The 12503-nt window shown below is 32.5% G+C and carries 11 protein-coding genes; all 11 read right to left on the bottom strand.

Features of this window, described 5'->3' with window-relative positions:
* Positions 1–301: 301 nt before the first annotated feature.
* From APB85_RS01925 to APB85_RS01975, 11 genes are read right to left on the bottom strand one after another with little or no spacing between them, the layout of a single operon-like run.
* Positions 302–1051, bottom strand: coding sequence for a glycosyltransferase family 2 protein (locus APB85_RS01925; RefSeq protein WP_057480465.1), 750 nt, complete (start codon positions 1049–1051; stop codon positions 302–304).
* A complete protein-coding gene (locus APB85_RS01930) occupies positions 1048–1599 on the bottom strand; it encodes a WcaF family extracellular polysaccharide biosynthesis acetyltransferase (protein WP_057480466.1) in 552 nt (183 codons plus the stop codon). Before APB85_RS01930 ends, APB85_RS01925 begins: the two co-directional genes overlap by 4 nt.
* A 1-nt stretch (position 1600) precedes the next feature.
* Positions 1601–2758, bottom strand: coding sequence for a glycosyltransferase (locus APB85_RS01935; RefSeq protein ID WP_083482159.1), 1158 nt, complete (start codon positions 2756–2758; stop codon positions 1601–1603).
* The gene (locus APB85_RS01940) at positions 2755–3912 is read right to left on the bottom strand and encodes a glycosyltransferase family 4 protein (protein ID WP_057480468.1); all 1158 of its coding nucleotides are present in this window, start codon (positions 3910–3912) and stop codon (positions 2755–2757) included. Before APB85_RS01940 ends, APB85_RS01935 begins: the two co-directional genes overlap by 4 nt.
* Before the next feature lie 30 nt (positions 3913–3942).
* Positions 3943–5265 carry an acyl-CoA synthetase family protein gene (locus APB85_RS01945; RefSeq protein WP_169929145.1) on the bottom strand — a complete coding sequence of 441 codons (1323 nt, stop codon included), beginning with the start codon at positions 5263–5265 and terminating at the stop codon, positions 3943–3945.
* 1 nt (position 5266) lies between these two features.
* Complete coding sequence (locus tag APB85_RS01950; protein ID WP_057480470.1) at positions 5267–6373, bottom strand: glycosyltransferase; 1107 nt, start codon at positions 6371–6373, stop codon at positions 5267–5269.
* On the bottom strand, positions 6357–7601 hold the full coding sequence (locus APB85_RS01955; protein WP_057480471.1) for an O-antigen ligase family protein: 1245 nt from the start codon (positions 7599–7601) through the stop codon (positions 6357–6359). Before APB85_RS01955 ends, APB85_RS01950 begins: the two co-directional genes overlap by 17 nt.
* Before the next feature lie 13 nt (positions 7602–7614).
* Positions 7615–8508, bottom strand: a complete 894-nt coding sequence (locus tag APB85_RS01960) for a sulfotransferase (protein WP_160319227.1) — start codon at positions 8506–8508, stop codon at positions 7615–7617.
* A 4-nt stretch (positions 8509–8512) separates the two neighbouring features.
* Positions 8513–9880, bottom strand: coding sequence for a lipopolysaccharide biosynthesis protein (locus tag APB85_RS01965; RefSeq protein WP_057480473.1), 1368 nt, complete (start codon positions 9878–9880; stop codon positions 8513–8515).
* Between the two features lie 2 nt (positions 9881–9882).
* On the bottom strand, positions 9883–11280 hold the full coding sequence (locus APB85_RS01970; RefSeq protein ID WP_201780888.1) for a nucleotide sugar dehydrogenase: 1398 nt from the start codon (positions 11278–11280) through the stop codon (positions 9883–9885).
* Between the two features lies 1 nt (position 11281).
* Entirely contained in the window at positions 11282–12436 is a 1155-nt protein-coding gene (locus tag APB85_RS01975; RefSeq protein WP_057480475.1) for a GDP-L-fucose synthase family protein, read from the bottom strand.
* Between the last annotated feature and the right edge of the window lie 67 nt (positions 12437–12503).

Consider the following 12503-nt stretch of genomic DNA (forward strand, 5'->3'; position numbering starts at 1 on the left):
TCATCCTGAACTTGTCACCTCGAGTGGAGTCGAGAGGTCAGAACCTGCCCCGATGATTTTTCGGGAATCTAATATTAATTGAAATTTTTATTATTTACACTTCAACGAAACCCATCATAAGCAATGAATGACGCAGATTTACTCTGAAATTGCTGTTGTGATGTCATCCTGAATTTATTTCAGAGCCTGCCCCGAAATTTAATCGGGGATCTAACTTGATTTGGACTAAGATTGCTTCTAAAATGAATTCTACTGTCATTGCGAAGGATGCAAGACTGAAGCAATCTATTGAATTAAGTCTTCACTTCTTCACGAATTGGGTTAACTTAGAAAAATTCTTATAAGCTAAAACTTTTAAAGGTTTTTTGATTCCATTTGCTTTTAACGTCCTAAAATCCTCGATAGATTTTAATTTGATATTTTTTAAACTACTATTACTGGCTCCGCCAACTCTCATTTTTGTAATTACCTGTGGCAGATAATGAAATTTTAAACTTTTATCACTAAATATTCTTAGCATCATATCATAATCGGCAGCAATTTTATAATCAAGATTGAATAAACCATGTTTTTTATAAACCTTTTTTCTTAAAAATAATGTGGGATGTGCGGGCATCCAGCCCTTATTCAATAAGGATGATTTAAAGTTTTGACTTTTCCAATAGCGAATGACTTTTGAAGTATCATTTTTATGAACATATTGCAAATCTCCATATACTCCATCAACATTTTCTTTTTGAAAAATGGTTTCAATTTTGGAAATAATATCTTTTGAAACAAAAAGGTCGTCGGAATGTAAAAAACCTATAATATCACCTGAAGAAAGTTTTACGCCTTTATTTAAAGCGTCGTAAATTCCATTATCTTTTTCCGAAATAATTTTCAAATTTCCTGAGTATTGAGTTTTTATGGTTTCAACAGTATTGTCCATTGATGCTCCATCTATTATTATCCATTCTACATCAGAATATTCTTGATGTTTTAAGCTAGAAATAGCTGTTAAAATATTAAATTCACTGTTAAAGGTTGCAGTGATAATTGAAATTTTCATTCTCTGATTTTTCTTTCTCTTATTTTGATAGCTGGATTACCTTGGTAAACTGAATATGAAGATAGATTTTTATTAGCTACAGAGCCAACAGCAAGAATAGAATGTGAAAACATTGTAACTCCAGGGCATACGATGGATTTTGCTCCCACCCAACTTCCTTCTTCTAGTTTAATATCTTTAACTATTAAATCAAAAGAACTTTTGGTATAATCGTGATTTCCACTTAATAGCATGGCTCCTTGTGATATACAAACGTTATCTTCTATAATTGTTGAACCTAAGTTATCAATCCAAACATTTTCTCCTATCCATACATTGTGACCAACTATTAATTTCCAAGGATATTTTATTTGAACTTGCGGCTTAATTGTAAATTTTTTTCCGATTTGAGCTCCAAATAAAATAAGTAATCTGCGCTTTGCAGAAGAAGGAATTGGTATTGAGGAATTTATAGTTATAAGGTTGATGATGTACCAAAGGACGATTTTAAATTTTGAACCTGGATGGTACCATTTATTGTCATAGGAGGATAAAAGTGTTTTTTTCATATTATTTGAGGTAAACAAAAGAAGGTTTTTCAATTTTTCCGCAGACCCAATCATATAAACCTATCATTTTATTACCTACGGCTTCCCAAGTATACTTTTCCTTTACCAATTCGAAACCGTTATTACCCATATTTAGTAATTGATCCTCTCCCATTGCAAATAATGTTTCTAGACCGTTACTAATACTTTTAGTATTAGTTTCTATATAGATAGCAGCATTAATTTCAAAACCTTCTTTTAAATTACATTCAGGAGTCATTAAAACGGGCAGTTGGTACGACCAGGCCTCCAAGATAGACATTGGTAAGCCTTCACTGAAGGAAGGTAATATAAAAGCATCGGCACTTTTAAATAAAAGTTGTTTTTGCATTCCAAAATGAGGGCCAACAATCTTAACAGAAGATTGTAAATTTAATTTTCTTATTAATTTCATAAGTAATTTTTGGTGGTTGTCTTCATCCGGACCAGCTATTACAAGATTCCAAGAGGAATCATTTTTGGACGCCCAAGAAATTATCAGATTTTCTAGTCCTTTTTTAGGGTGAATACGTCCTAAATAAAGTAATGTTTTTTTACTCGTTTTAGAGATCGTTTTCAAGCTTTTAGAAGGAAGGTTAACACCATTTGGAATTATTGCAATAGGTACTTTTGGAATTAATCTTCTAATCTGAAGATATTCTTCTTCACATAGGGCGTGAATACAATGTGCCGATTGGAGATTTTTTTTTTCAAACAACGAAAAAAATATTTGTTTCTTAAGTTTCCCATTATTTAAAGCCCATTGGTCAAGCATGCCATGGGTTGAAATTACTTTTTTAGAACCTTTGGAATGTTGAAGCTTAAAGGTTAATACTGAGGTGTATATCCATAGGCTATGTAGGTGTATTACATTATTTCTATTTACTGAGTTATATAGCTCTTTCCTGAACTGCCTTGAATAGAAAAATTTATTTATTATTGGTTTTTTATTTTGAAATAAATTTTTCTTTCCAGGAAGCTTTTCACTATCAATGTCACTATAATCATCTTTATATCCCCAAAAGGTCATATTAGAGTACGGTGAACAGTGAAACGCCTTTGTAGAATATAGATCATTTATAACTGCAAATATTCCTCCTCCGTTTCGAGAAAGAAAGGGGTTAATTATATGTAGCCTCATTTTGTATTTTCCGGATTGCTTTCAGATATTAATTTTTCAATTACTTTAATTTGATATTCTGGATTGTAATGCTTATCAATTATTTCATAACATCTTTTGCGAACAGCTTCTCTATCAGGGTTTTTTCGTAGCCATTGGGTGGTTTTAATTATTAGATCTTCCATATCATTTTCCGAAAAATAAAAACCGTTATATCCATCTTTTATTGCCTCAACTTCAGGCATTTGATTTAAAAGATTTCCATGTGTACCAACCGGTGTACCAAAACTAAGACTGTGAATGGCGGTAAGCCCAACATTTCCGGGGGAAATACACAAATCTGCTAATGATAAGTGCTCCCCAATTTTATCTTCTTCATAACAGGCGCCTGAGAAATATAGCCATTTTTGTTCAAGACCTTTTTTACCTTTTTGCATTAAATCTGACTTCAGTAGGCCGTCTCCAATGATTAAAAGATTTACTGTCTGTTTTAACGAATTTATTTCACTTATTGCCTGTATTAACATATCCAATCTTTTAACAGGTGTTAAACGCCCAATAAAAACTATTGTTGGCAAAATTGGATTTTCAAAAAAAGAGAATATTTCCTCCTTTCTCATTCCATTATTTTTATTTCGTAAATTTTTATGTTTCTGGTAATCTAAAGAGTTAAAAATTACATGCAAATTTTTTGGATTAAATCCTGCTTGAACCATTAAATTCTTTCCCCGATGTTCATATAAAAGATGTTGATTAGCTAAACTATAAAATGTTCTACGAATATTCTTTTTTATTTTTCCTTCGTTACCATAAAACCCATGGCCCCAAAAAATAACTGTATGACCTTTAAACCTGCATATAATAGCCGCAATCCAGGTAGAAATACAATACATTTCCCCTAGAAAGATATTAATCTTAGCATTAGTATAAAGACAAGTTTTAATTACTCCAGTTTGCCATATCAACGCTTTTTGTTTAAACCAAAAATTTTTAAGAATATGAAAATGATGTTTAAAAGGTTGAAATACAAACTCATTGAGGTCTATTTTTTTAATCTTGGAATAATCATTTAAACCGTAATAGAAATGGAAATCCATCTTTTTATGAGAAATTAGTTTTTCCCACAGACCTTTACGATAGTGCGGTGCAATATTGGTAAATATGTTAATTCTCATATAATTTTGGATAAGAACAGAATAATGAAATTATTTTAAATGTTGAATCATGAATAACTGTTTTCCTGATTTGGTGGTTTCAAAATCTGACCCAAAATTAATTACTACCTTAACTTCATTATTGCATGATAAGATCTTTATAATTTCCTCTTGGTAATTTTTATTCCAAGTTTTGTTTGGGGTAATTCTGACATTCACTTCTCCAGGTATTGTTTGCTTTAATTGCCATTTATCGATTCCTTCAAAGGCTTTTAAATGAGCTCCAAAAATTAAACTTACCAACATTATTTTTTTGTTCCATTTTGTAACAATATAATCTTGTGTTCTACCAAAAATTTCCTTTAAAATGACAAAACCATTCTCTTTCCCTCCATATCTTGCCAGATCTCCCGTTCTATAACGAATAAACGGCTGATAATGATTACTGAGAGAGGTGACTACAATTTCTCCTATTTCTCCAATTTGGACTGATTCATTGTTTTCATTTAAAACTTCTGTTATACCATAAAATGGAGAACAATAGTATTCTAACTTATTAGGATAAGTGAAAGCAAAACAAGCACTTTCGGTCATTCCGTATTGAGGTAATATTTGGCAGTTGAAAGCTTTTTTGTTTATCTCAATTTGTTTGTCATAGATAACTTCAGAAGTTAGCATGATTCCTTTTAAAAACGAAAATTCATTTTGAATTCCTATTCTTATAATTTGTTCTGCTAAAAAAGTCATTGTGGATGGGTATCCCCGGAGAACTGCAGGTTTATCAGTAAGGATTTTATCAATGTAATGACTGGCATTTTTTTCAGTTAACAGGGTTGCAGAAAAATGGACTGATCCAAAAGGAAAATTACGATATTTCCTTTTTTGAAGCCAAAACTTATTTCTTTGCTGGTCTTCTTTGGAAATTTTAGTCCCATTAAATGTGTAGATCAGATCCGAAATTTTGAAATTAATCCGTTGGAAAAAAAAGTTTTGATGAGCGAACTCTACATCCCGAACATGAGGTGAGGTGAAAAAATAAAAAGGGTTTCCTGTGCTGCCGCCAGTATTTTGAAAGCTCCTTGGCGAAAAAATTGAAGAAGATTTAAATTGTTTATCAAGTTGTTTTATCAAGCTTTTTTCAATGACCGGGAAGTCTTTTAATGAAGGGTCATTTTTTAATTCGTTATCTCTTAATAATTTTTTATAAAAAGGTAATTTTAAAGCTGTTTTCTTTACTTTTTCGAACTCCCTTTTCTGATAACTTATATGGAATTTAGTTCCTCTATTCCAATCAGATAAAATTAGCTTAGCAAGTTTTCTTCTTTGAAAATATGAAATAGGCTCTCTTAAAATGAGACAAAAAATATAATACAATTTATACATTATATTGTAACAAGGTCTTAGTGAAAGTTTCAGTGCTGTGGTTTTCTACATATTTTGCAAATAGTGCTTTAGAACTATCAAAGTTCCTACTATGGAAAGTTGTAATCGCTTTAGAAATATTTGCAGGTATAGCTGTATTGGTTTGTAAACCTAAATTATATTCCTTTACTAGCTGTCCTATTAACCCATTTTCGGGACCGATAATGGGTTTGTTAAATGCAGCAGCTTTACCAACTATTCCGCTCGACCCTTCTAGTTGTTGGTGTAAGCATAAGACAACGTCTGAGGAATGTAATAACTTGTGAAATTTTTCATCCGAAATCCGCTCTAAAATTACTTTCTTAAATAAAGAGGGGAATGTTTTTCTTATAGATTCTATTTCCTGGTTTATTTTATGTTTGTTATGTGGGCAGTTACCTGCAATTGTAAAAGAGATGTCAGGTAAAATAGCCGTAGGTAGAATTTTTAGTGTTTCAATTAAACAATTTATCCCTTTACGCTCCGAAACTTCACCTATGAACAAAAAATTAAGGTTTGGATTTTCCCCTGTTTTTTGTGCAATTTTTGATTTTGGTACTTTAATTGGATCTACTAGTTTTTTAAATTTGTCAGTATTAAAATGTTCATTGAAAATAGAGGCGCCAATATCGTCATTAAGTAAAAAAATATTACCAATGTTATTTGTTCTCAATAAAAATTTAAAATAAAGGTGTTTTAGTAATTTCTCTCTTTTCTTTAAGTTCGGTTTCTGGAGAAACGGCATGAAATAAATACATGATATCTCACAGGATTTCAACATTAGAAGAGGTGTAGCTCGGAAATAATGATTGAGGTTTAAAAAACAACACTTTTTTATTTGTTCTGTCCGTATGACGGTTTTTATAAAATTTATCTCCTTACAAAGATCCTTGAAAGTTATAGCTGGTAATCTTGTAAGAAAAGTAAGATTATCATGATTTTTCAAATGATTCCTTTCACGAATAAAATTAGGGTGAACAATAAAAAAAGTAGGCAAATTAACTTCAATCGCTTTTTCTATTATAATTTCAAGATATTCGGAGTGATGACCTTTAAATTCTGTATCAATGAACAAGTGCATTAGCGTGTTCTTTTTTATAAATTAAAAAATTAGAATTAATAGCTATAATAGGAAGCCAAAGGAGTGGGTCTAGAATTGAGGTGCTCATCATTCCAGTAAATAACCTAGTAAGAAAAAGAACCATAAGCCAGCTATATGGAGCTTGAGACAGTAACATTCTTTTTCCTTTTCTGAATGTTACAAATAAAATACTTAGAAATAAAAAGCCTCCTAAAAAACCCGTTGACATGAAACTTTCTAAATACATATTATGAGCAACATACTTGCTGTTCTTTTCTTCAATTCCAGAACCGAGAATAGGCTGGGATAAAAACTGATCCAATCCTCGTGTCCATGTTCCCAACCTGTAAGAACCTGCATCCTTGTCGCCTCTTTGGAGCTCAACTACTAATTGATCAAACCGAGATAGTATTTTCGATCCGCTAAGATCTAGGATATATATAAAGGCAACTGATGCTATGGAAATTATTAATAACATCTTTAGAAAATCCTTAGCATTTTTCATCTTAAAAAAGATTAGCGTTAAAAGAACAAGCATTCCTGCTAAAATGGAGCTTCTTGTCCCTCCCCAGACCATTGCAAATATTGATAAAATTAAAAAGGAAAAATTAAAGAAGCTTCTTTTTCCTTTATTAATCAACTCCCATAGCAAAATTCCGAAAAGAGATAATCCAATTGAAGAAAAGGCCATAGGACTAATTAAATCCTCGCTCGAATAATCTGAAACATGTTGTATTGATCTATAGTCGCCTCCAAGTATATCTTTATATAAATATAAACCTAAGATTAAAAAAATTATACAAGAATATTTAAAACCATTCTTTGCTTTCTCCGAAGCGTCAGGGCTTAAGAGATAAGAAAACGCTAAAGAAGGTAAAATTACCATAGACCCAAACCGGAGTAAGTATGTTTCCCCAGGAATACCAGTTTGAACAGGAAAAAGAAAAGTATCTGATAAGATTCTGAGCAGGATAAAACTATAAAAGAGAAATATTGCTTTTAAAACATAGTTGCTGTGGTAAATGATGTACAATCTATATCTAAAAAAAACGAATAAAGATATAAGTGAAAAAAAGATCCGATAAGGAATTGTAAAAGTTTGGCTAATTTCAGTGAGGGAAAGAACGTAAATAAATAGAATTAAAATTTGTGGTCCCCATAATCCTAAAAAGTAAAGAAGGAACGGAATTGAAACTAAATTCGAACTAAGTTTTTTTATTATACTCATTTATAAAAAAACATTATAATGCTTTATTTCTCCAGGAGGAAAGATCTCTGTCGATGATTTTTTCTAACCTTATAATATCTTCTTTGTAGAAATTTTGAAGAATATCCTGCGTCTTTTTATTAGGATGGAGTTTTCTTTTTTTATAAAATAATCTTTTAAATAATTTCATTTTAAGAGAAAAGAAAAATTTTTCTGGGATCAGGTTTTTCAACAGACTAGTTAAGCGCAATGAATGTAAGGTTTTTAAAAAGAACCTTTGGTCGAGATTTTCGTTATAATTATAATATTGGGGTAAAGAAAACGGGGATAAATTTAAAAATCTATGTATTTCATCCAGAATGGATTGAGGGTCTTTTACAAAATCTTCAAAAAGAACTACTTTTACTTTTGAAAAATTTTTGCAATAAGCCTCTACCTGCGAACTATAAAGACCAAGGTTCTTATGATACCAGAATGAATTATATCCCTTTCTAATTCGGCTGTTTTCTTTTGCAATTTCTTGTTCAATGTTGGATCTATGTGTATTAAACAAATAATTAATGTTAGAAATTGCTCTTGCTGTCGGTTCTCTTAAGAATATTAAAATAGGGATATCCCCTAAATATTTTTTAATTTCTGGTATTACCTCCTTATGATGGTATAAATAATGTACACTCGCTTCACCGGAACATTTTTCATCCTGGTCCTTGAAAATTTTGAAGTATTCATCCTCATCTAACACTGAAGAACTCAGTATTCCATTAATTGAAGGATCTTTTGGACTAACATTTAATAGTACCTTCCTTGCAAAGAAACGAAGTTCTTTTTCATTAGGTATAAAAATATCAGGATGTTCATTTAAATATTTCGCAGCTGAAGTTGTTCCCGCTTTTGCGGCTCCGACTATTAGAAAATTTGGCTTACTCATTTTTTTATGATTCCCAGATTCCAGTTGCCTTTCCATTAATTATTTTATTATATTGAATTTTACGAAGAATTAAGTATAGTAAAATGGAAATATTGGTGGCCATTATAACACCAGCAGAACCAAATCCTAAATTTTTTGCAAAGAAAATGGATAGAGGGATATTTAAAGCTAAAGTGAAAATATTTGTCCACATTTGTAAATTTAGTTTTCCTGTTCCATTTAAGAAATAAGTATAAATTTGATTGTGAGTTTGAAGTAAAACAAATATTGCCCATTGCAAAGCAAGAAAAAATGGGACTTCTATATTTTCACCAACCCAGAAATTTAGGAAAGGATAAAACACAAACAGCATGATCAAGATCATCACACAAATCCCTAACCAACCTAAATTTAATTTTTTAATAAGATTACTAATCCAAGAAAAATCTTTTTTTGCATATGCTTCGGTGATGGCGGACCAAAACGGAGTCATGACAATAGTAAATAGTAAAAGTGGAATACCAAAGTATTTCTGAGTTATTTGATAGGGGGTCACTTCTTTTGGACCTAAGAGATGAGATATTATTAAATTATCACTCATGAAAAGCATAGTTACTCCAATTTGAATTATGAAAAATTTACCACCCAGACCTAATAAATCTCTAATAATTTCTTTGTCAAAATATTTCCAAGTAGGTTTAAAATTTTTATAACGTCCCGAAAAAAAATAGATTGATATTGTTATCAAGATAATTAAAGGGCATATCAAAAATATTCCTGCATAAAAAATTAAATTTTCCTCACCATAGAAAATAACCAATGCCGATAACCCAATAAGAATGAATAGCTTTGTAAGTGTATTAATAATGTTACTTAGGAAAGGCATCTGTTTAGCTAAAAAAACTGAAGAGATAATTTTACTAGTTAAATTTAAGGCAAAGTAAATGGTTAATAGAATCATTAGAGAAGCTAGAATATCTTCTGAAACATCATCAGTGTTTAAAATTGCTTGCCAATTAATTTCTGGTACTATTATCAATCCTATAAATAATGTACTCAGGCTGATAAATCCAATTGTAAAGTAGATTGTACTTGTATATTTTTTTGCCGACTCTAGGTCATTTTCACTTAAAGCAACCGTTAATTTGTTTCTATAACCGTGGGACATACCTAAATCAAAAAAGTTGAACCAGTTAATTAGTGAAAATATTGTTAGCCAAATACCATAAGATGCTTGAGTTAAATATGTAAGCGATAGGGGGACTAATAAAAATTCAAGAACAATATCAAAAAATTTAAGCCCAAATGAACTGATTATATTTTTCTTAGCTAGTGAGGTTCTATCCCCTCCTCTGTTTACAAATTCTCTAAACCTAATTAATAATCCGCCCATTCTTAAACACCTATAGCTCTAAATTGAAATCCTATTTTTTCTTTGATTTTCGAATTTAGGATATTTCTGCCATCGAAAAGAAAAGCCGGCTTTAACATTTTATCATAAATATTAGCCCAATCGAAGTCTTTAAATTCACCCCATTCCGTAAGAATAGCTATCGCATGAGCTTTGTCACATGTTAAATAAGGATCTTTAACAACAGTAACGAGTTGTCTATTTTCTAATTCCGTTCGTGTACCCAAATAATCCAGATCGGCATAGATCTGTTCTTCGGTTACTTTGGGATCATAAACCACGATTTCTGCCTGTTCATTTAAAAGATAGTCGGCTACATAAATAGCTGCAGACTCCCTGGTGTCATTAGTATCCTTTTTAAAGGCCCAACCTAATAGTGCGATCTTTTTACCGGAAACAGTATTAAACAAGGTTTTTACAATATTTGCGGCGAATCTTCTCTTTTGATAATCGTTCATGATGATCACCTGCTCCCAATAATCGGCTACTTCATTTAAGCCAAAAGATTTAGCGATATAAACCAGGTTTAAAATATCTTTCTGGAAGCAACTACCTCCAAAACCAACGGAGGCATTAAGGAATTTCGAGCCTATCCTTGAATCCATTCCAATAGCTTTAGAGATCTCATTTACATCGGCTCCTGTATGTTCACATAATTCACTCATTGCATTTATACTAGACACTCTTTGGGCTAAAAATGCATTTGCGGTTAACTTGGAAAGTTCAGAAGACCAGACATTAGTTGTCAATATCTGTTCTTTTGGAACCCATGAGGCATAAACATCTACCAAAGCCTCCATCGCCTCTTTGCCTTCTTCGGTATCTACATTACCTCCAATAAGGATACGATCAGGATTATGCAAATCATCGATTGCTGTACCTTCAGCCAGAAATTCTGGGTTGGAAAGTATCTGGTAATTGACTCCATTCCCGGTATTATCAAGAATATTCTTCAAAGCCTCTGCAGTTCTAACCGGAAGTGTAGACTTTTCAACCACGATCTTATCTGTTTTAGAAACACGTGCGATCTGTCGGGCGCATAATTCTATATACTTAAGATCTGCTGCCATACCCTTACCTATTCCATAGGCCTTGGTAGGGGTATTTACTGAAATAAAGATCATTTCAGCGTCATCTATCGCAGCATCAACTTCTGTAGAAAAGAACAGATTCCTCCCTCTTGCTTCCTTTACTACATCAGACAGTCCTGGTTCATAAATTGGAATATTATCTAAATTCTGATCATTCCAGGCAGCGATACGCTTTTCATTGATATCGACTACCGTAACTTTAATCTCCGGGTTCTTTTGAGCAATAACCGCCATCGTAGGACCTCCTACGTAACCGGCGCCTATACAACAAATATTTTTAACTTTTGTCACTCTAACTTTTATACCAATTATAAATTGAAGTAATACCTTCTTCAAGTTCCACCTTATGCTTCCAGCCTAAACCATGTAATTTAGAAGGATCGGTCAGTTTTCTCATCGTACCATCAGGTTTTGAGGTATTAAAAACCAGTTCCCCTTTAAAGCCAATGATCTCTTTAATGGTTTCGGCAAGATGAGCAATGGAAATTTCCTTTCCGGTACCAATATTTATATGGGTGTTACGTATTTCTGCCTGATCCAATTGAGACCCTGAATCAAGTTCAGGGTGACCTTCGATCGTATCTTTGAAATCACGGTTTTCCATCAGGAAGACACAAGCATCAGCCATATCTTCACTCCAAAGGAATTCACGCATTGGTTTCCCACTACCCCAGATCTCTACCGCTACTTCCAGTTCTTCTTCATAATCAGAATCTCCACCGGCTAATGCAGCAGCCGGCTGTATATTCAGGCCGTATTTAGCCAACATTTTGAGGATCTCCTCTTTGGAAGCTTCACCATTTAGTCCTTCAATAGGTCTTGCATTAAGGTCATTTTTTATACTTTGCCAATCATTATTTTCAAGTGCTTTACCCAAATGTATCTTTCTCACCAGGGCAGGCAAAACATGGGAAGTTTCCAAGTTAAAATTATCATTGGGGCCATATAGGTTAGTTGGCATTACCGAGATAAAATTAGTACCATATTGCAAGTTATAATTCTCACACATTTTGATACCCGCGATCTTAGCGATAGCATAAGGTTCATTGGTATACTCCAGCTTATCCATCATCAATGCATCCTCAGTCATCGGCTGTGGAGCATTTTTAGGATAGATACACGTACTTCCCAGGAACAACAATTTTGTAACCCCATGAACGTAAGCCTGATGAATGACGTTGTTCTGGATCATCAGGTTCTCATAAATAAAATCTCCGCGATACTTATTATTGGCGACAATTCCTCCAACTTTTGCTGCGGCCAGGAACACATATTCCGGCTTTTCTTCAACAAAGAATTGCTCGACAGCAGCTGCATTGGTAAGATTCAGTTCTGCATGAGTTCTCAATACAAAATTTTCAAAACCTTTTGCTTTTAGATTTTTAAGGATTGCCGAACCAACGAGTCCGCGATGACCGGCGATGTATATTTTAGAATCTTTATTCATTCTTTCAATTTTATTAGAGATTTCTCTCCCGATTTCTCGGGATCGAAATGACAATGAGACCCTGAAA

The sequence above is a fragment of the Salegentibacter mishustinae genome, assembly GCF_002900095.1.
Taxonomy (GTDB): Bacteria; Bacteroidota; Bacteroidia; order Flavobacteriales; family Flavobacteriaceae; genus Salegentibacter; species Salegentibacter mishustinae.